This is a genomic window from Methylosinus sp. KRF6, from assembly GCF_018887255.1.
GTDB classification, from domain to species: Bacteria; Pseudomonadota; Alphaproteobacteria; order Rhizobiales; family Beijerinckiaceae; genus Methylosinus; species Methylosinus sporium.
This window is the reverse complement of sequence record NZ_JAHLJF010000001.1, coordinates 3,711,573-3,730,245: the sequence shown is the minus strand read 5'-3', so window position 1 is coordinate 3,730,245 and position 18,673 is coordinate 3,711,573. Positions and strand designations below refer to the sequence as shown.

Sequence of the window (18,673 nt, the reverse complement as noted above, 5' to 3'; positions counted from 1 at the left end):
CTATGAGGCGATCCGCTCGGAGCCGGAGGCGCTCGAGGATGCGGCGATGAGATGCGTGACTTTAGGCTCCTGGTCGGCCCCGAATTGGCGAACCATTTCCTGAAGGATGCGATCGGCGTTCGTCACGCGACGATGCTGCCGCAAATGCTCGAGCCAAGAAGCGACGTAGAAGATTTCGATGAAGCGTCCCTCTTGGGCGACATCTTCGAAAATATCCCAGGCATAGGCCCCGTCGCGGCGTCGTCCTTCGCCGAGCTCGCGGACAGCTTGCAAAAAGGCGTCGCGATGCTGGGAGTCGACAGAATATTCGACGCTGATCATGACTGGGCCTCGATCCGCCTCCGCATTGATCGAGATCACCGGGTTCGGCCAATGCATGGACGGAGTGAGATCCGTGCCGGCGCCTGCGGACAGCTTCCATCGGCGGCTCGGGAGAATGCCGAACAGAAGGCCTGCCGCTGCGACGTAATTCGTCGTCGAAAGATCGAGCATCGTGGCTATTTGCCCCCAGACTGCGCTGCCGAGGGTCATCGCGCCAAAGAAACCGGTCGCGAACATGGCGAGTCCGCGTCCCCTCACCCAGTCCGGCAGCGAGATCTGCGCTGAAACATTGAGCGTCGCGATCACGAGGATCCAGGAGAAGCCAGCGAGAACACATGCGGCCAAGGCGGGCGTCGGCGAGCGCGCGAGTCCGAGCGTCGCCAATGTGGCCGCTGTGCCGCAGGAGCCCAGAATGACGAGCCCGTCTGCGTCGAGCGCTCGCCTCAGACGCGGAAGCGCCAACGCGCCGATGACGGCGCCTAGACCGATGGCGCCGAGAAGCATGCCATAGATGGCAGGGCCGCTCTCGATTTGGCTGCGCGCGATCAGCGGAAGGAGAGCCCAATAGGCGCTCGCGAAAAAGAAGAAGAAAGCCGCTCTCATCAAAGTGGCCCTCAATGGCCGATTATAGCGGGCATGACGAAATCCGATGATCAATGCGCTCATCAGCCGTTCGGCCGGCAGCGCATGCTCGGTGTTCGCAGGCGGACGCCACCATAGGAGCGCGCCGATCACGGCGAAATTGCTCGCGGCGTTGAGCCAGAACGGAGCCGCGTTTCCGAACGCGCCGATGACGACGCCCGCGAGGGCTGGACCAATGGCGCGGCTGATGTTGATGCCGACGCCATTGCCCGCGACGGCCGCGGGGAGATCACGGCGAGGGACCAATTGCGGAACGATCGATTGCCAGGCGGGGGCGGTGAGGGCTGCCCCGATGCTCAGGAGGAAGGTGCAGAGCAGCAAGAGGAAAGGAGTGATGATATCGAGCCTGACGAGCACGGCGCTCGCTGCGGCGACGATGGTGACGGAAATTTCCGCATAGATGAGGAAGCGGCGTCTGTCGACGATGTCGGCGAGCGCCCCGGCCGGTAGCGCGAAAAGAAACATGGGCAGGCTCGACGCGACCTGGATCAGCGATACTGTCATCGGGCTCGCGTCCAGGCCGGTCATCAGCCAGCCGGATGCGGCGTTTGTACATCCAGGTTCCGATGTTCGAGACGACCGTCGCGGTCCATATGATCGCGAAAGCACGATGGCGGAACGCGGACCAGAAGGATTGGCCCGAATCGTTCGTCTCATGAGATTTGAGATCGTGCATCGGTCATCTCCTGGCAAAGTCGTTCAGAGCAGTTCGGCGGAGGTCGTTTGCGAGCAGGGTGGGGAGCGCGTCGATGAGCGCTCTGTGCACCCTGCTCGTTCTTTGTCGTGGGTGGCCGGCTCGTTGCTTCAGCCGCGCGCGGCGCTCCCGAGCGCCTGTCCTTCTGCCTGCGGGAGCCTGACGGCGAAAGCGCCGGGGCCGAGCAGAGCCTGCACGATCAGGAGCGCCGTCCACAGCGCCGGAAACTCCCAACCGCCATTGGCGTTGGAAAACAGCCAGCCATTGGGCAGATGCACGATCAGCGCGCCGATCATCAGAGGAATGAGCGTGAGGGACACGACGCGCGTGAGAATGCCGAAGATCAATGCGAGGCCCCCGCCGATCTCAGCGGCCACGACGACATAGGCGAGCAGCGATGGATAGCCGAGCGACTCGAAAAATTTCGCCGTTCCCGGCAATGTGAATACGAAAATTTTGAGCAGCCCATGCGCGAGAAACAGCGCGCCGAGGGTCACACGAAGCAGCAGAGCGGCATAATCCGCGTTACGAACATTGGTCATTGTCTCGATCCTTTCTTCACGATTTGAATGGCTGCCGGCGCCCGGGAGCCGGTCCCGAGGTCACGCGGCGTCGACGAGTACGATCTCGCTGTCCTCCAGCGCGGTGACGCGCAGGATTTCGACATCGCTGATCGCGGCGCCGTCGCGGGCGTTCACGCGCAGATCGTCGATCCGCACGGCGCCGCTCGCCGGCACGAGATAGGCTTTGCGCTCGCGGCCGAGCGCGTATTCCGCCGTCTCGCCGGCTCTGAGAGTCGCGGCGACGACGCGCGCATCGGCGCGGATCGGCAGCGTGTCGCCGTCATTGTCGAAGCCGGAAGCGAGAGTGACGAAACGGCCCGAGCGCTCGCCCTTGGGAAAGGGCCGCGATCCCCAGCTAGGCGCGCCGCCGCGCGTCGTCGGCAGGATCCAGATCTGAAAGATCCGGGTCGTCTCGTTCTCGAGATTATATTCGGAATGGGCGATCCCTGAGCCCGCGCTCATCACCTGCACATCGCCGGCCGCGGTGCGGCCCTTGTTGCCGAGACTGTCCTGATGCGTGATCGCGCCCTCACGGACATAGGTGACGATCTCCATGTCGCGATGCGGATGCGTCGGAAAGCCGGAGTGCGGCGCGATCGTGTCGTCGTTCCAAACGCGTAGATTGCCCCAATGCATCCGCTCGGGATCGTGATAGCCGGCGAATGAGAAATGATGCTTGGCGTCGAGCCAGCCGTGATCGGCGCCGCCGAGGCTGTCGAAAGGTCTGAGTTCGATCATTTGCAATCTCCTGTCGCGTGATCGGTCGCTGTCGATGGAGACGGATTTAAGGGTTGCGCGCCTTGCTGTTCAGTCGGATAATTTTGGTCGAACTATTCGAGAAAGTTGAAAAGTGAGCAATCCCGGCGCGCCCAGCCTCGACCAGCTGACCATTTTTCTAGCCATCGTCGACGCCGGCAGCTTCGCTGGCGCTGCGCGGCGGCTGAATCGCGCCGTATCGGTCATTAGCTATGGAATCGCGAACCTCGAGGCGCAGCTCGGCATAGAGCTGTTCGAGCGCGAGGGAACGCGCAAGCCGCGGCTCACTGTGGCCGGGCGCGCGTTGCTGGCCGAGGCGCGGGCGATTTCGCGCGGCGTCGATGATTTGCGCGCCAAGGTCAAAGGCCTGCTCGAGGGGCTGGAGGCGGAGGTCGATCTCGCCGTCGATGTGATGCTGCCGACCGAGCGGGTCGGGGCCGTGCTGCGGGAATTCGCGCAGCATTTCCCGACGGTGCAGCTGCGGCTGCATATGGAGGCGCTCGGCGCGGTCACGGCGATGGTGCAGGGCGGCGCGGCGATGATCGGCGTGTCGGGGCCGCTCGCGCTCGGCGTCGAGGGGATAGAGAGCATAGCGGCCGGATCGGCGGCCTTGGCGCCTGTCGCGGCTCCAGACCATCCGCTCGGGCGCATGGCGCGCATCCCGCCCGGCGCCGCGCGCGAGCATACCCAGCTCGTGCTCACGGATCGCTCGCGCTTCACCGAGGGACGTGATTTTGCGGTGATCAGTCCGCGTACATGGCGGCTCGCCGATCTCGGGGCCAAGCACGCTCTGCTGCGCGAGGGAGTCGGCTGGGGCAACATGCCTTTGCATATGGTCGCGAGCGATCTGGCGTCGGGCGCATTGGTGCGGCTCGCCATGCCGGATCATCCGGGCGGCCTCTATCGCTTTTCGTGCATTTGGCGGCGCGAGGCTCCGCCAGGCCCGGCCGCCTCGTGGCTGGTCGATCGCTTCGTCGCGCTCGGCGCAGCCGATTTGCCGGTCGAAGGGCTGAGCGACGTTTGATCGGGATTTCATTCTCGAGAAAACCTCGTCAACCCTTTGCCGGCTCGCTCGATGAGGGATGAAGCGCGCAGAGGATGGTTCCAAGCAGGATCAGCGCTCCGGCCAGGAACAGCGGCGCCGCGAGACCGCTATGGACGACGAGAAACGCGCCGATTCCCGCGCCGAGAAAGATTGCCGCGACACTGCCCAGGCGCCGCGGCCAATTGGCGTTGGCGCCGCCGGCGAGCGGCGAATCCGCGGCGAGGCCGGTCAGCGTCAAGGTCAGAACGGTCGTGGTCAGATCCGGAATCTTCAGCTGCCGAATGGTCGCGTTGCGAAAACCCATTGCGATGGCGGTGAAGGCGATGATCGCATAGATCGTCATCGCCGAGCGCGGGCTCGTGGCTTCGACCCCGGAGGCCATGACCGCGCTCGCCCAGATCAAAAGCGCCTCGATGATCGCGGCCGCGGTCAGCCAGCGACGCAGCGGCAGGCCCACATGCGCGCGACCGATGCGTCCGGCGCCGAGAGCGCCTAGCAGAAAGGCGGAGAGGGCGACGAGATAAGGAATCGGCTCGAAGGCAGGCGCCCCTGTCGCGGCGAGGCCGAGGAAGACGATATTGCCGGTCATATTCGCGGTGAAGACCTTGCCGAGGCCGAGCACGCTGATCGCATCGACGAGGCCGGTCGTGACCGAGAGCAACAAGAGCAGCCATGGCAGCGGAGACTGCGAGGGATCGCCCATGAGCGGCTTTCGGTCGCGCTTGCCGAGGTCGAGCATGGCGATGAGAGCGAAACCCGCGACGAGCCCGAGATGCTCGAAAAAGGCGTTCGCCGCAGCTATGCGCTCCGGCCCCGGCATCGTCCAGAAGGGGTTCGCGATGAAAGCGGCGAGCAAGGTGAAAATCCCGAGAGCCGCAGCTCCGAGCCACGCCAATCGATCGAGAAGAATGAGCGCCGGACCGATGAGCTCGACCGCGATCGTCAGCGCGGCGAAGAGGGTGGGCGGATGCGGTCCGAAATGCGCCTGTTCCGCCACGGCGCCTTGCCAATCCAAAAGCTTGCTCACGCCACCGAGCAGATAGGCCGCGACGAGCAGCAGGCGAATGAGGAAGCTCGTCCATCGCGACGAGAGAATGGCCGCGATGGGCCTGGCGGTCGCACTCATCGCGCGCGCGCCTGATGGATTTCGGCGATATAGCCGCCTGGAAATTCGACGAGCGCCGCGTGTCGATCGCCGGCGTCATAAGGTTGCACGACGACTTTCGCCCCGGCGGCCTCCGCCTTGGCGAGCGTCGCTCGAAGGTCGTTCACCTCATAGCCGGTGAGGTCGCGGCCCCACGGCCAGGGCAATTGTCCGTTGGAGACCAGAAGCGCGAGCTTGCCATAGCCGGAGGCGATGCGGACGCGGCGGATCGTCTTGTCCGGCTGACCGACTTCGCTCCCGGGCGCCGACTTCTCGTCGGAGAGGATGCGTCCATGCGCGAAGCCGGTCCAGCGACGGATGAACTCATCGGCGGCGTCGGCGGTGAGATAGACGCGGTTTTCGGGGATGCTCGTCAGCGGCGCATAATTCGACTTGGCCGTATGCCAATAGAGCTGCATGTTCACGCCGCCCGGCCATTGCACCACGATGTCGCGGCCGATGGGGTCGGGGAAGGTTTCGATCAGCCGTATCGCCCCATTGCGTCGCGCCGCCTTCACCGCGGCGTCTATGTCGGTGACGAGATAGCCGGTGCGCTCGGCCCCGAAAGGATAGGGAACGGGCGTGAGAAAGCCGAACACGGAAATCGTGCCCGCAGGCGTGAGCACGAGCTGCGATTTGGTGAGGCTGGATGTGGGCGTGACCTGGAATTGGCCCTGCTTGCTGGTCTCGCCGCCGAATGTCGCGACGAAGCTCGCGACGAATTTGTCGAAGTCCGCCGCTGCGACATAGACATGAGTCGTGTCATATTGCGGTCCCACGGCGAAGTCGGTCGCGGCGCGCGGCCGGGCGGCGGCGGGAGCCGCTGTGGCGATGGCGGCGCTGAGGCCGAATGCGGCGGCCGCGACGAGGAATTTGGTTCGGCGCATATTTATCTCCAATTTCGGAATCGACATTCAAACCGCCCAGCAGCCGCAACCGAAGGCGCCCCAAAAGCTCCGCGCATCGGCTGTCGGAACTTGCGAGACGAGCGCGGCCGCATGGTCGTGCCCATGTACGGCGCAGGCGGAAACGCAGCCGCAGGCGGAGGCCAGCCTCCGCGTGGAGTCGGGCGCGCGGCGATAGCCGCCGAAGGAGGCGACGGGCGACCAATCGGGCATGGCTTTCGGCAGCGCCGGCGCGAGCGTGGCGTAGTCGCCTTCGCCGTGAACGATCTTGCCGCCGAGCAGCGTCAGCACGGAACGTATGTTGACGATCTCGCTTTCAGCGACTTTGAAATAATCATCGGACAGCAGCGCGAGATCGGCTAGCTGCCCCACTTTGATTTGGCCCTTCTTGCCTTCTTCGTTCGAGAACCAAGTATTGGCTTCGGTCCAGAGGCGCAGCGCCGTCTCGCGATCGAGACGGTTGCGCGCGGGATAGAGCGTGAGGCCGCCGAGCGTCCTGCCGGTGACGAGCCAGGAGAGCGAGACCCATGGATTATAGCTGGCGACGCGCGTCGCATCGGTGCCCGCGCCGACCTTCAGGCCGGCCGCCATCATGCGTGCAATCGGCGGCGTCGCCTCCGCGGCTTTGGCGCCATAGCGCTCGACGAAATATTCGCCCTGAAACGCCATGCGATGCTGCACGGCGACGCCGCCGCCCAACGCCGCTATGCGGTCGATGTTGCGCTCGCTGATTGTCTCGGCATGGTCGAAAAACCAATTCAAGCCTGCGAGCGGAATATCTTTGTCGACCTTCTCGAATACATCGAGCGCGCGGCCGATCGTCTCGTCATAGGTCGCATGCAGCCGCCAAGGCCATTTGCGTTCGGCGAGCAGGCGCACGACCGGCTCGAGATCGGCTTCCATGCTCGCGGGCATGTCCGGACGCTCGACGCGGAAGTCTTCGAAATCGGCCGCGGAATAGACCAGCATCTCGCCGGCGCCATTGTGGCGATAGAGATCGTCGCCATCGCCCGGCTTCACCTTCGTCGACCAATTCGCAAAATCGGCGAGTTCCTCCCTCGGCTTTTGCGTGAAGAGATTATAGGCGATGCGCAGCGTCAGCTCGCCGTCTCGATGCAGCGTCTCGATGATCTGGTAGTCGTCGGGATAATTCTGGAATCCGCCGCCGGCGTCGATGACGCTGGTGACGCCGAGCGAATTCAGCTCGCGCATGAAATGCCGGGTGGAATTCAGCTGATAATCATGCGGCAGCTTCGGACCCTTGGCCAGCGTGGAATAGAGAATCATGGCGTTGGGCCGAGCGAGCAGCAGTCCGGTCGGATTGCCGGCGGCGTCACGAACGATCTCGCCGCCCGGCGGATTCGGCGTGTCCTTCGTGTAGCCGACGACGCGCAATGCCGCCGCATTCAGCAAGGCCCGATCATAGAGATGCAGAATGAATACCGGCGTCTCGGGCGCCGCGGCGTTGATCTCGTCCAGAGTCGGCAGGCGCTTCTCGGCGAACTGATGTTCGGTGAAGCCGCCGACGACGCGCACCCATTGCGGCGGCGGCGTGTTTTCCGCCTGCTTCTTCAGCATCGCCATCGCATCGGCGAGAGTCGGCACACCGTCCCAGCGCAGCTCCATATTGTAGTTGAGCCCGCCGCGGATCACGTGAATATGGCTGTCGATGAGGCCGGGCACGAGCCGCCTGCCGCCTGCGTCGATCACATCCGCGTCGGGCGCCGCCGCGTGTATCTCCGCCTCGGAGCCGACGGCGAGAAATTTGCCGTCACGGATCGCGACGGCGCGGGCGACGGGATTGGCGCGATCGAGCGTCGTCACCTCGGCGTTGACGATAATCAGGTCCTTGGCTTTCATTTCGAGCCTCCGGTGGCGCAAGCCTGTCATTGATGGATATCGACGCGTCCGCGTCAGCCGTCGCGGTCCCTATTCGTGGGGAGCGGCCCCAGAACATGCTGCGAGCAATCATGGCGAATGAAGCGAGTGAGCTCGGCTCGATCGGCGATCCGTTTGGCGATCGGAACGATCTGCTCGCCGAGCAATATTCCGGCGAGCCCGACGAGCGCGACGACCGGCGGCGCGGGGGAGCGGACGCCGAGCAGGCTGTAGATGACGCCGATCAAAAGTCCGGCGCCGAGGGATAGGAGATAAGAGCTCATCGCGTTTCGCTTCCTGCTTCTCGTGAGAGTGACGGGCGCGGCGGGGCGCGAAGCTGAATAGCGAGCGCCGCCGCGCTGAACGCCATCCCCAAGACGGCGACCGCCGGCCATTCGCCGAGCCGCCAAGCGATCATCGCGCTGAACGAGCCCCCCGCGCCGCCGAGGAACATGGTCGTCATGAACAGAGTGTTGAGCCGTCCGCGCGCGTCGGCGCGCAGCGCATAGATCACATGCTGATTGGACACGAGCGCCGCCTGCATCGCCAGATCGAGCGCCAGAACGCCGGCGACGAGTCCTGCAAGATCGCTCCAGAGAGCCATCCCCGCCCAGGAAGCCAGCGCGAGAGCCGCGCCCAGGCGAACGATCGTGGACGGTCCGCGCGCGTCGGCTAGGCGTCCGGCGAGCGGCGCGGCGATTACGCCTATTGTTCCGACCACGCCGAACAAGCCGGCGGAGCCGGCTCCGAGCCCGAGAGGCGGCGCTGCGAGCCGTAACGCCAGCACGGTCCAAAAGGCGGAAAAAGCCGCGAACAGGAAAGCTTGCGTGAACGCGGCGCGCCGTAGCGCCGCCAGATCGCGCCAGAGGCGCCGCAGAGAGCCCATCAGCTCTGGATAGGGGAGGCGCAGCTCGCCGCGCACATCGGGGAGAATGGCCTGGAGAGCGAGCGCCACCAGCAGCATCGTCGGAGACGCGGCGAGGAACATGGTGCGCCAGCCGAATTGTGCGGCGACGAAGCCGGCGAGCGTGCGGCTCAGCAGCACGCCGAGCAATAGTCCCGACATCACCGCGCCGATGGCGGCGCCCCGCCGCTGTGGCTGCGCGAGCTCCGCTGTGAGTGGAACGAGCTGCTGCGCGACGCTCGCAGCGAAACCGACGAGCGCCGAAGCGATGGCCAGCGTGAGCGCATCGGGCGCCGCGCCAGCCAAGACCAGCGCGATCGCGAGCAGCACGAATTCAGCGACGATCAGCTGCTTGCGCCGCGTGACGTCGCCGAGCGGCGTGAGCAGGAACAATCCCGACGCATAGCCGAGCTGCGTCAGCACCGGAACGCTCGTCGCCGCGCCAGGGCCCAGCGACGCCTCGATCAGGCTGAGCATCGGCTGGTTGTAATAAATATTGGCGACCGCGAGCCCGGTGGCCGCGGCGAGCGTGAGCAGCAAGCCGCGGCTGAGACGCTCTGCCGCGATCTCGTCAGAGCCGCCGAGCGCGTCCATGCTAGACCGCCGGGACGGGCGCGAGCGTGGGACCATGCGAGACGCGCTCCGGCGCCTTGTGCACCATCGTATAGGCGTAATCGACGCCCATGCCGTAAGCGCCGGAATGCTCCTTCACGATCGACATGACGGCGTCATAGCTTTCGCGCCGCGCCCAGTCGCGCTGCCATTCGAGCAGGACCTGCTGCCAGGTCACGGGCACGACGCCCGCCTGAATCATGCGCTGCATGGCGTAGTCATGCGCTTCCTTCGACGTGCCGCCGGAAGCGTCGGCGACCATGTAGATTTCATAGCCGCCTTCCAGCATGGCGCAGAAGGCGAAAGAATTGTTGCAGACCTCGGTCCACAGGCCCGAGACGACGACCTTCTTACGTCCATTCGCGGCCAGCGCGTCGCGGACCTTCTTATCGTCCCAGGAATTCATCGAGGTGCGCTCGAGGAGCGGCGCCTCGGGGAAAACGGCGAGCAGCTCTGGATAGGTATGGCCGGAGAAGCTTTCCGTCTCGACGGTGGTGATCGTCGTCGGAATCGCAAACACCTTCGCCGATTTGGCGAGGGCTACGGCGTTGTTCTTGAGCGCCTGCCGATCGATCGACTGAACCCCAAAGGCCATTTGCGGCTGGTGGTCGATGAAGATCAGCTGGCTGTTCTGCGGCGTCAGCAATTCGAGCTTAGCGGTCATGTCGTTCTCCAATTGTGGATTGCGGATTTGGGCGGCGCCTCGCGCGTCAGCGCTTGATGAACGCGAGCACGTCGTGATTGAATTTCTCTGGGTCGGTTTGGGCGAGGCCGTGCGATCCGCCGGGATAGACCAGAAGCTCGCCCTGCGGCGTCAGCCGAACGGCCTTCCGTGCCGAGGCCGCGAGGGGAACGATCTGATCATCATCGCCATGGATGAACAATGTGGGGATCGTCATCTTGGCGAGATCGGGCGAATAGTCGAGTTCAGAAAACTCGCGGATGCAATCGTAGAGCCCCTTCAGCCCGCCCTCCATTCCTTGCAGCCAGAAGGCGTCCTCTAGCCCCGCGCTTCGCTTCGCGGCATCTCGGTTATGGCCATAGAAAGGAACGGCGAGATCCTTGAAGAATTGCGATCGATTGCTCGCGACGCCAGCGCGCGTGCTGTCGAACACGTCCATCGGCAGACCTTCTGGATTGGAGGACGAGGCGAGCATGATCGGCGGCACGGCGCCGACGAGCACGGCTTTTGCGACGCGACCGACGCCATGGCGTCCGACGTAGCGTGCGACCTCGCCGCCGCCGGTCGAATGCCCGACGAGAACGGCGTCGCGCAGATCGAGGAGCTCGAGCAGCTCGGCGAGATCGTCCGCGTAGCGGTCCATCGTATTGCCGTCCCAGACCTGCTGGGAGCGGCCATGGCTGCGACGGTCGTGCGCCACGACGCGATAGCCGCGCATGCCGAAGAACAGCATTTGCCCTTCCCATGCGTCGGCCGTCAGCGGCCAGCCATGCGAGAACACGATCGGCTGGCCGTCGCCGAAGCTCTTGTAAAAAATTTCTACGCCGTCGGATGCGGTGAAGTAGCTCATGCTCTCGGCTCCTCGGCTGCCGTGATCGGAGGCGCGTTGCGGCTGATCGTGCACCTCATTCAGAGAAATGCACGAGCCGTTCTGGCGATGCTTTCCTGGTCGCCTGCTTGAAAGACTAAGTCCGGCCGGCGCCTTGGTCTTGAACATTCGGCGTGGACTTATAACGATCGTGCTCGGCAGCTCGGCACGATCCCGACGTTCAGGCGCCGGCGGCGGTGCGATTATTCTTCGACGCTTTCAAGGCGATACGCGTTAGCGCACAGCGGCGTCGGGGGCGCGCGATCGGAGGTCGAGTGCGCGCCGCTACGGCTCGCCCGGGCAGGGCTTGCGCCGGCCGGAAGGCGCCGACTTGGCCGCTCTCTTCTTCCACCAGATATACACTCCCGTCCCGGAGAGCATGGCGATGACCAGCCCCAGGATGCAGACGAAGATGCGATAGGGTAGGTCGAAGACGCGCGCCATATGCAGGGCGGTGAGCCAATTGGTGACGGTGTCGCCGCTGCGCAGCCCCGACGGCAGGCTCAGCGTCACCAACTCGCCCGTATAGGCGTCGAAGAGAACGGAAGTCGTCGCAGTACGCTCGCCGATATCCCGGCTCGACCGCACGCGATATTGGTTGAGGCCCTAGGCCGGCTTGTAGTAGAGCGCATCGGCGCGCTCGATGGAAAAGCCGCGCTCGCGCGCCTCATCGGCCATCAGCCGCTGGCCGACGGCCTGCGCCTCCTCCCATTCCAGCATTTTGCGCGCGTCCGTGCGCGGCGGCTGCGCGGGCCATTCCCAGGGCGGGCGCGAGTAGTCGAAGACGAGCTTGGTCACACCGGCATAGACGCTGTTCAGATTGAAGAAGACGCTGGACCAGGCGAACACGAGCAGCATCGCCTACAGCCACAATCCGCCGGCGCGATGCAGATCGAAATTGATGCGATAGAAGGAGCCGGAGAGCTTGCCTGCATCGTGACGCGGGCCGCGCCGGATTTGCCGCCGAGATAGACGGCGACCGCGCGCCCCTGCGGAACGAGGCTCTCGGCGCGGCGCGCGAGGGCGGCGGGCGGGAGCGTCTCGCCATGCGGCCCCGGATAGGCCTCCGGGGCGATCCAATGGCTCAGTTCCCCATAGAAGGCGAGCAGCGCCCCGGTCAGCCCGACCAGGATCAGGAAGCCCGCCGTGACGAGGCCGACCCAGCGGTGGAGCCAAACGAAGAGGCGACGCGCGTCGGCGCGCGTCCGTGTGTCGGCGGCGCTTCGCGCCGAAGTGGCCGGCGCGTCGACCGCGCCGGAAGAAAGGGGCTGTAGCCCGGTCGTGATTTGCCGCATCTCTTCCTCTCGTATTTCTAGAACTCCGCCCGCATCGAGGAAATGAACGTCCGAGGCGCGCCGGGTATGATGGCGTTGCGACTGGTCGCGCCCGTATAATAGATCTCGTCGAGCAAATTGCGCACGTTCAATTGAAAGCTCAGATTTTTCATCATGGGCAGATGCGCCGGCTGGAAGCGATACATCGCCATTGCATAGCCGGGCAGCCGGAAGCTGCTGTTGTTGTCGCCCTGCCGCGCGACCGCCTGAACGCCCGCGCCGAGGCTCGGCCCGCGGAAATCGCCATCGGCGTCGTATTTTACCCAGAGACTAATGATCAATATCGCCGCCAAGACTCGGCGGTGAGCTCTGATGCGAGCTTCCATAGCCCACCGCCTTGCCGTGTTCTGTTCTCCCGCGGTCGCAACCCGGACTTCAGAATTTCATCGTGAGCCCGAAAGTCACGCTGCGCGGCGCGCCCAATATCACCTCGCCCGGATAGGACACTTCCGCCCAGTTCACATAGGTCTTGTCGAAGAGATTATTGACGCGGAACGTCGCGTCGACTCCCGGCGTGACATGATAGGTGAGGCCGATATCGGCGAGCACATAGCCTTCGAGAAAAAGCGTGTTGGCGTTTGTTGCCGGCGCGCGAGTCGACGAAGCGCAGGCCGAAGCCGGCGTCGAAGGGAAGATCGGCGATGTTGGAATAGGAGGTCCAGAGATTGGCGGTCCAGGTCGGCACATTCGGCGGCCGATTGCCCGTGCCGATCACCAGCGTCGCCGGATCGACGAAGAAGCCGTAGCGCGCATAGGCATAGGCGGCGTTGACCGAGACTTTCCATTGCGGCGTTATGAGAAAGTTCGCCGAGGCCTCGACGCCGCGCGACATTTGGCTGCCGATGCTGCTCGCCGAGTTCTGCGTCGTCTGCGTCAGAATATTGGCGCGATGAATTTCATAGAGAGCGAGAGTCGCTTCGCCCTTGCCGTCCTGGAATGACGCCTTGGCACCGAGTTCATATTGGCGTGAGCTGCTCAGATTAAAATTCTGCGCCGCATTGACGACATAGATCGCCGAGCCGATCGGGTCTTTCGCCGTCGTATATTGCCCATAGAGCGAAAGATCCTTCGTCACGTCGTAGATCATGCCGACGCGAAAATTGAAGGGGTGGAAATTGCGCCGGAAGCTCGTCGTGTTGGAGAATGTGCCGTTCTGATTGTAGTTGACGCGGTCCAATCGCTCGAACTCATAGCGCGCGCCCGTCACGAGCTTCAGATCGGGGCGCAGAGTGAGCACGTCCTCGAAGAGCGCGGCGTAATCGTCTATGCGCGTCGGCGAGCGGCGGATCGGCCATTCGCCGGCATAGAGGCCCCACGCGCCCTGATTCGGATTCCATGCGTCGACATAATCGGCGATCGACGCGCTCGGAAAGCCGCGGTCGCGGATGAAATGCGTCGAATTGACGTCGGCGCCGAGCAGGAATTTATTGTCGAGGCCCAGGATCGGTCGATCGACCGTCATCGTCAGCGTGTTCCCGAGCTTGTGCTGATCGTGATAGACATAGAAGCGATCACGGGCGATCGTTCCGGCGGGAATGGGGTTGCCGAGAGCGTCCGTTCTGCCATTGTTCGGGCCGAGGAATGTGTAGGTCTCGGCGTTCTGCCATTTGCGATCGGCGAAGAAATAATAGGCGTCGTCGGTGAAGGTGATCTCGCTCGTCGGCTTGTAGACGACATGCGCCGTCGGCATGAATTGCGTGGTCGCCAGCAGCGCGTCGCCGACATTGTAATTATTGAAGCGAATCGCCTGATCGAGCGCGAGGCCCGTCGACGAGGTGACGACCCCGGTCATGGGCGAGCGCGCATAGGGCAGCGGGACGAGGGGCGTGCCGTAATAGGGCGACATATTGTCGTCGAGAAAATCCATACCCAGCTTGATGCTGAAATTCTCCTGCGGCTTCCACAGCATGCTCGCAGTGAGATTGAGCGAATCGGAGGGCGCATTCTTCACGAAGCCCGATGAGCGGCTGCGGCTGACGTCGAGCCGCGCCGCAATGTCGTCGGAAAGCTGCGCGCCGACACCGACGCCGAGATTGACTGTCCCGAAGCTCCCGCCAGCCACGAAAGCGTCGAAGCGCGTCGGGCCGAAGCTCGGCTCCTTGGTGCGAATATCGACGACGCCGCCGATCGCGCCCTGCCCATGCAGCAGCGAGGCCGGGCCCTTCAGCAACTCGACGCTCTCGACATTGAAGCTGTTGGCGGGACGATTGATGAAATTGGCCGGCCCGAGATAGACGCCATCGCGCAGCACGGTGATCTGATTGCCCGTGAAGCCGCGCATGGAATAGCTCGTCGGGCTGATCGGATTATTGCCGACGACGACGCCGGGAAAAGCGGCGACGGCGTCCTGCGCCTGATCGAAGCCGCGCTCGCGCATCTCGTCGCTCGTCATCACATGGACCGAGGCCGGCGTCTGTCGCGGCGTCAGATCGAGACGGCTCGCAGCCGGCGCCACCGTGTCGAGCGGCGCGCGGGGCTCGGCGCGTCTCGGCGCGCGATCGCCAGCCCCGGTTCCGGCGGAGCCGATATCGATCGTCGGCAGGGATTCCTGAGAAAAGGCGGCGGACGCATCGATGACGAATAGGAGCGCGACGGCGGAGGCGCCTCGCGATAGGCTGTTGCGAAACATGAAAATTCTCCTGACGCGGCCGCTGGCGCGCGTTGGTGGCGATTTCTGCGGGCTCTTCTTGGTCGAGCGGGGCTCGATCGGTTCAGGAGAAGGAAAGTGGAGGCGCGCGGGAGGACCAGGATCGTCCAAAACTGTCGGTCCGTCGCGCGCCTTTGTGCAGCAGCGGCGTGTCAGCGACGATTATCGCCGGCGCGGCGGGCGCTTCGACGAGGCCGACTCCGACGGGGGCAAAGCCGCCGCATATGATCGCGCAGCCGAGCGCGCAGGCGAGGCCATGCCGCTCGCTCGGAGCGACGGGATCGGCGGCGCCGCGCGCCGGCCGAGCGCAGTCGGCGAACGAGAGGCCTGTCGCGAGTGGGAAGCCGTCGGCCATATGCCGTCCCGCCGTCGCCGGGATATGCGCGCAAAGCGGATTGGCGGCAAACAGCAATATGAGAACGAGCGCGACCAGGGAGCGCGCCGTCGAAATCATGCGCCGAGCGCCTTCCCGACCTCCGTCTCTTTGTGACATTCGCCTTCCGCTCGAACGCGGGGCGCGGCGAGATTCGCTCGCATCCCGGTTTCGGCACTCCGCCGCATCGAGTTCTGTCTTAAGCGCGCAACCTGTCGAGTGTCTGGCAGGGGGCGCGCGGTGGGCGAATTCGTGTAGCTGTGTCCGCGGCGCCGTACCTTCGACATGAAAGCCGCAAGCCGCTTGATTCGGCGATCGATCTGCGCCACCAATCACGACGCACAGTTCATGTCTGCCACGATGAGGGAGCGTCGTTCGATGCGGATATTGCTCATCGAGGACGAGCGGGATATGGCGCGCCTCATCGCATCGCTCGTCTCGCACGCCGGCTTCATCATCGATAGGGCGTCGACTCTGGCCGATGCGCTCGCGGCCTTGCGCGTGCATGCCTATGATCTTCTGCTGCTGGACCGCCGCTTGCCGGATGGAGACGGCATATCGTTCCTATCTCGCGCGCGCGCCATGCGGCCGGGCATAAGAGTGATGATGATCACCGCGCTGGACGCGCTCGGCGATAAGATTTCGGGCCTCGAGGCGGGCGCTGACGATTATCTCACCAAACCGTTCCAAGGAGAGGAGCTGATCGCCCGCATTCGCGCCTGCATGCGTCGTCCCGGCGGAAGCGTGCTGCCGCCGATCGTCGTCGGCGCCGTCGCCTTCGATCTCGAGAACAACGAGGTCATGGTGGGCGGCGCGCCAGTCGCGCTCAACCGGCGCGAGATGATGCTGCTGCGTTCCTTGATGCAGCGCGCGAGCCGAGTCGCCGCGCGAGAGATTCTCATTCAGGAGATCTATGGCCTCGACGAGGAGGTTCAGGCGAATGCGTTGGACACGGTCGTATCGCGCCTTCGCCGCGAGCTCGCCACGCTGGACGCGCAGATCGAGATTCACACGGTGAAAGGGCGGGGATATCTGCTGACGGAGCAGGCGCGTTGATCACCAAGTCGCTGGCGCATCGCATCGTCCTCTATCTGGTCATAGCGCAACTCGCCGCCTTTCTGCTCGGCTGGGTCTTTACCCTGGGGCTCGGCATGGCCGGCGTCGAGCTGTTTGCGACGACCTGGGACGAACTCGCCAAGGCGCGCGCCGAAAAGCAGGTCGTCGCCTCTGTGGCCATTGGCGCGGACGGAGCCGCCGTCCTCGCGCCGACCGCAGAATTGCGGGCGGAGCTCGATCGTGCGCCGAAAATGAAGATCGCCGCTTTCGACTTGCAGCGACGGGCGCTCGCCGGCTCGTCGCCGGAGCTGGTCGAGGTGCTCCGCAATCTGATCGGCGTCAGTCCGACGCATACGCATTTCATCCTGCCGGGCGACGAGGAGTCGGCGCCTCTCGGCTTGATGGAGCAGAAATGGACGCCCTATGGGCGGTTTCACATCGCCGTCTACGGCCAGAAGTTTCGGTGGGACGATCTTTTCGACGCCTGGCAGCAGGAGTTTCGTTGGCTCAACATCTATGTGGTGATGGCTGTATCGCTTTCGACCGCGACCGCATGGTTCGCGATGCGGCGCGGGCTGCGGCCATTGCGGGCCGTCGCGGAGGAGGCGGCGCGCGTGGATATGGATTCGCTCGATCAGCGGCTGACCTCCAGCATCGTGCCGACCGAAATCACGCCGCTCGTCGGCGCGATGAACGAGGCGCTCGAACGGCTGGACCGCGGAACGCAGCGCCAGCGCCGCTTCACCGCGAATGCTGCGCATGAGCTGCGCACGCCCATCGCCGTGCTCGCGGCGAGGCTCGACGCGCCGGAGGAGGCGAGCTTCAAGATCGATCTGAAGCGCGACGCCTATCGCATCAAATATATCGTCGAGCAATTGCTGGCGACGCTTCGAGCCGGCGAGCAGCCGACGCTGCTCGAAGAGACCGTCGATCTCGGCGCGGTGACGCGCGCCGTTGTCGACGACGCCGCGCTGCTCGCCATTCGTGATTGCCGGCATATAGAGTTCGTCGGTCCTTCCGTCGTTGTCGACGTGCGCGGCAATGGCGCGGCGATCACGGCGGTCATCGGCAATCTCATCGACAATGCGCTCCGCGCTGAGCCGGAGGGCGGCGAGATCACCGTGTGCGTCGATGATGAGGCGATTATCTCAATCATCGATCATGGTCCGGGCGTGCCGGAGGATGAGCGGGAAATGATCTTCGAGCCGTTCTGGCGAAAGAGCGAAGCGACGCCCGGCGCCGGCCTCGGTCTCGCCATCGCCAAGGATCTCATCGCCAAGCTCAATGGCCGCATCTGGCTGGAGGAGACGCCGGGCGGCGGCGCGACGTTCAAATTATCGTTCGGTCGGCTCGGCGCCGCCGCGTGACGCATTGCCGCTTGCAGAGCGAGGCGCCGAGCCTTCGGCGAAGGCCGCGAGAGGACGAAGGCGCTTCGCTGGATCGTCTCGGCGAAATCGCCTGCTGTGCTTCACGTCCCTTCGACGCTGCAATGCGGCTCGAATTGGCGTCCGGCGTCGACGCCGGCTTCATAGTCGTCGAGCGTCACCTTGCGTCGACGCCCTTGCGGCTTCGCATGAAAAGAGAGTCCGAGCTTCGCCAATTCTTCCTCTATGACATTGTGCTTGATCGGCACGAGTTCGCGGGTGCCGGAGGCCCGGTTCGTGGCGTCGCGCTCCGTCTTCATCGCGTGGAGCTTGTGACGAATGCCATGCGTCAGCCCGATCTGAAACGAGCGGACGGATGCGCCTGGCTCGCGCTTCTTGTAGGCGGCGGTTTCGCGCAGCAGTCTGGCGCCGATCGCGTGAAACGTGCCGGCCCAGGCGAGGACATCGCCGCCGCCCTTAGCGCCCAGCGCCTCGGCGCAAATGCGCTCGGCCTGCCGCGTCATCTCGGCGGCGGCGCGGCGGGAGAAGGTCATCAGCAGCATCCGCTGCGGATCGGCGCCCCGGACGATGAGATGCGCGACCCGATGGGCGAGCGTGTTCGTCTTGCCGGAGCCGGCGCCAGCGATGATGAGCAGCGGGCTGCCGACGGACGCCGACAAGCCGTCAGCAAGGCCGTGCTCGACGGCGCGGCGTTGTTCGGCGTTGAGCTTTTCGAGATAGGCGACGGCGGTCATGGACGAATCGGCAGGGTGAGCGGACTGTGGACTGAACCACAATTCTTGTTTTGTTCGCAATGACGGTGTGCCTCGGGGCAGGGCTCCGAATCCGGGTTAACGGGCTGAAGCGCCCAAGGCTGTGGCGAGA

Annotated in this window: 20 protein-coding genes and 1 pseudogene; 3 read left to right on the top strand and 18 right to left on the bottom strand. The window is 64.5% G+C overall.

The window, feature by feature from the left end; genetic code table 11:
* From KP010_RS17735 to KP010_RS17725, 3 genes are all read right to left on the bottom strand, one after another.
* A complete protein-coding gene (locus tag KP010_RS17735) occupies positions 1–1,491 on the bottom strand; it encodes an MFS transporter (RefSeq protein ID WP_246659660.1) in 1,491 nt (496 codons plus the stop codon).
* Between the two features lie 276 nt (positions 1,492–1,767).
* Positions 1,768–2,199 carry a DoxX family protein gene (locus KP010_RS17730; protein ID WP_142861397.1) on the bottom strand — a complete coding sequence of 144 codons (432 nt, stop codon included), beginning with the start codon at positions 2,197–2,199 and terminating at the stop codon, positions 1,768–1,770.
* Positions 2,200–2,259: 60 nt separating this feature from the next.
* The gene (locus KP010_RS17725; protein WP_142861396.1) at positions 2,260–2,958 is read right to left on the bottom strand and encodes a pirin family protein; all 699 of its coding nucleotides are present in this window, start codon (positions 2,956–2,958) and stop codon (positions 2,260–2,262) included.
* A gap of 112 nt (positions 2,959–3,070) precedes the next feature.
* On the opposite strand from KP010_RS17725, the gene KP010_RS17720 reads away from it, so the two are divergent.
* On the top strand, positions 3,071–4,000 hold the full coding sequence (locus tag KP010_RS17720) for a LysR family transcriptional regulator (protein WP_142861395.1): 930 nt from the start codon (positions 3,071–3,073) through the stop codon (positions 3,998–4,000).
* Between the two features lie 28 nt (positions 4,001–4,028).
* On the opposite strand, the gene KP010_RS17715 is transcribed toward KP010_RS17720, so the two are convergent.
* From KP010_RS17715 to KP010_RS17665, 14 genes are all read right to left on the bottom strand, one after another.
* Positions 4,029–5,147, bottom strand: coding sequence for a DUF1275 family protein (locus KP010_RS17715; protein ID WP_210244266.1), 1,119 nt, complete (start codon positions 5,145–5,147; stop codon positions 4,029–4,031).
* The gene (locus KP010_RS17710; RefSeq protein ID WP_216281275.1) at positions 5,144–6,052 is read right to left on the bottom strand and encodes a VOC family protein; all 909 of its coding nucleotides are present in this window, start codon (positions 6,050–6,052) and stop codon (positions 5,144–5,146) included. The genes KP010_RS17715 and KP010_RS17710 overlap by 4 nt, the downstream gene beginning before the upstream one ends.
* 27 nt (positions 6,053–6,079) lie before the next feature.
* The gene (locus KP010_RS17705; protein ID WP_210244265.1) at positions 6,080–7,930 is read right to left on the bottom strand and encodes an amidohydrolase; all 1,851 of its coding nucleotides are present in this window, start codon (positions 7,928–7,930) and stop codon (positions 6,080–6,082) included.
* Positions 7,931–7,983: 53 nt separating this feature from the next.
* Positions 7,984–8,232 carry a XapX domain-containing protein gene (locus tag KP010_RS17700; RefSeq protein WP_142861392.1) on the bottom strand — a complete coding sequence of 83 codons (249 nt, stop codon included), beginning with the start codon at positions 8,230–8,232 and terminating at the stop codon, positions 7,984–7,986.
* Positions 8,229–9,446: an MFS transporter gene (locus KP010_RS17695; RefSeq protein WP_142861391.1), complete on the bottom strand. Its 1,218-nt coding sequence runs from the start codon at positions 9,444–9,446 to the stop codon at positions 8,229–8,231. The genes KP010_RS17700 and KP010_RS17695 overlap by 4 nt, the downstream gene beginning before the upstream one ends.
* 1 nt (position 9,447) lies before the next feature.
* Entirely contained in the window at positions 9,448–10,128 is a 681-nt protein-coding gene (locus KP010_RS17690; protein WP_142861390.1) for a hydrolase, read from the bottom strand.
* A gap of 46 nt (positions 10,129–10,174) precedes the next feature.
* Positions 10,175–10,996, bottom strand: coding sequence for an alpha/beta fold hydrolase (locus KP010_RS17685; RefSeq protein WP_142861389.1), 822 nt, complete (start codon positions 10,994–10,996; stop codon positions 10,175–10,177).
* Positions 10,997–11,299: 303 nt separating this feature from the next.
* Entirely contained in the window at positions 11,300–11,602 is a 303-nt protein-coding gene (locus KP010_RS23405; protein WP_246659659.1) for a PepSY-associated TM helix domain-containing protein, read from the bottom strand.
* Between the two features lie 18 nt (positions 11,603–11,620).
* Positions 11,621–11,872, bottom strand: coding sequence for a hypothetical protein (locus KP010_RS22865; protein WP_246659658.1), 252 nt, complete (start codon positions 11,870–11,872; stop codon positions 11,621–11,623).
* Positions 11,830–12,309, bottom strand: a complete 480-nt coding sequence (locus KP010_RS22860; protein WP_246659657.1) for a PepSY-associated TM helix domain-containing protein — start codon at positions 12,307–12,309, stop codon at positions 11,830–11,832. Before KP010_RS22860 ends, KP010_RS22865 begins: the two co-directional genes overlap by 43 nt.
* Positions 12,310–12,326: 17 nt before the next feature.
* Positions 12,327–12,629: a TonB-dependent receptor gene (locus KP010_RS17675; protein ID WP_185966369.1), complete on the bottom strand. Its 303-nt coding sequence runs from the start codon at positions 12,627–12,629 to the stop codon at positions 12,327–12,329.
* Positions 12,630–12,723: 94 nt separating this feature from the next.
* Complete coding sequence (locus KP010_RS23400; RefSeq protein ID WP_343219779.1) at positions 12,724–12,897, bottom strand: hypothetical protein; 174 nt, start codon at positions 12,895–12,897, stop codon at positions 12,724–12,726.
* Positions 12,830–14,977, bottom strand: a complete 2,148-nt coding sequence (locus KP010_RS17670; protein ID WP_343219778.1) for a TonB-dependent receptor — start codon at positions 14,975–14,977, stop codon at positions 12,830–12,832. The genes KP010_RS23400 and KP010_RS17670 overlap by 68 nt, the downstream gene beginning before the upstream one ends.
* Before the next feature lie 82 nt (positions 14,978–15,059).
* Positions 15,060–15,449, bottom strand: coding sequence for a hypothetical protein (locus KP010_RS17665; RefSeq protein ID WP_142861387.1), 390 nt, complete (start codon positions 15,447–15,449; stop codon positions 15,060–15,062).
* Positions 15,450–15,746: 297 nt separating this feature from the next.
* Between KP010_RS17665 and KP010_RS17660 the strand changes: the two genes are divergently transcribed.
* Together KP010_RS17660 and KP010_RS17655 are read left to right on the top strand one after the other, a co-directional pair.
* On the top strand, positions 15,747–16,424 hold the full coding sequence (locus tag KP010_RS17660; protein ID WP_142861386.1) for a response regulator transcription factor: 678 nt from the start codon (positions 15,747–15,749) through the stop codon (positions 16,422–16,424).
* Positions 16,421–17,791, top strand: coding sequence for a HAMP domain-containing sensor histidine kinase (locus tag KP010_RS17655; protein ID WP_142861385.1), 1,371 nt, complete (start codon positions 16,421–16,423; stop codon positions 17,789–17,791). Before KP010_RS17660 ends, KP010_RS17655 begins: the two co-directional genes overlap by 4 nt.
* 305 nt (positions 17,792–18,096) lie before the next feature.
* Here KP010_RS17655 and KP010_RS17650 read toward each other — a convergent pair.
* A pseudogene (locus KP010_RS17650) lies at positions 18,097–18,543 on the bottom strand (UvrD-helicase domain-containing protein); the annotation flags it as partial.
* Positions 18,544–18,673: the final 130 nt, after the last annotated feature.

Coding starts and splice junctions, on each gene's coding strand:
- KP010_RS17715 (WP_210244266.1), bottom strand. CDS start 5,147: ATGAGTGCGACCGCCAGGCCCATCGCGGCCATTCTCTCGTCGCGATGG.
- KP010_RS17695 (WP_142861391.1), bottom strand. CDS start 9,446: ATGGACGCGCTCGGCGGCTCTGACGAGATCGCGGCAGAGCGTCTCAGC.
- KP010_RS17690 (WP_142861390.1), bottom strand. CDS start 10,128: ATGACCGCTAAGCTCGAATTGCTGACGCCGCAGAACAGCCAGCTGATC.
- KP010_RS17725 (WP_142861396.1), bottom strand. CDS start 2,958: ATGATCGAACTCAGACCTTTCGACAGCCTCGGCGGCGCCGATCACGGC.
- KP010_RS17685 (WP_142861389.1), bottom strand. CDS start 10,996: ATGAGCTACTTCACCGCATCCGACGGCGTAGAAATTTTTTACAAGAGC.
- KP010_RS17735 (WP_246659660.1), bottom strand. CDS start 1,491: ATGACCGGCCTGGACGCGAGCCCGATGACAGTATCGCTGATCCAGGTC.
- KP010_RS17660 (WP_142861386.1), top strand. CDS start 15,747: ATGCGGATATTGCTCATCGAGGACGAGCGGGATATGGCGCGCCTCATC.
- KP010_RS17670 (WP_343219778.1), bottom strand. CDS start 14,977: ATGTTTCGCAACAGCCTATCGCGAGGCGCCTCCGCCGTCGCGCTCCTA.
- KP010_RS22860 (WP_246659657.1), bottom strand. CDS start 12,309: ATGCGGCAAATCACGACCGGGCTACAGCCCCTTTCTTCCGGCGCGGTC.
- KP010_RS17665 (WP_142861387.1), bottom strand. CDS start 15,449: ATGATTTCGACGGCGCGCTCCCTGGTCGCGCTCGTTCTCATATTGCTG.
- KP010_RS17730 (WP_142861397.1), bottom strand. CDS start 2,199: ATGACCAATGTTCGTAACGCGGATTATGCCGCTCTGCTGCTTCGTGTG.
- KP010_RS22865 (WP_246659658.1), bottom strand. CDS start 11,872: ATGCTGCTCGTGTTCGCCTGGTCCAGCGTCTTCTTCAATCTGAACAGC.
- KP010_RS17705 (WP_210244265.1), bottom strand. CDS start 7,930: ATGAAAGCCAAGGACCTGATTATCGTCAACGCCGAGGTGACGACGCTC.
- KP010_RS17710 (WP_216281275.1), bottom strand. CDS start 6,052: ATGCGCCGAACCAAATTCCTCGTCGCGGCCGCCGCATTCGGCCTCAGC.
- KP010_RS17700 (WP_142861392.1), bottom strand. CDS start 8,232: ATGAGCTCTTATCTCCTATCCCTCGGCGCCGGACTTTTGATCGGCGTC.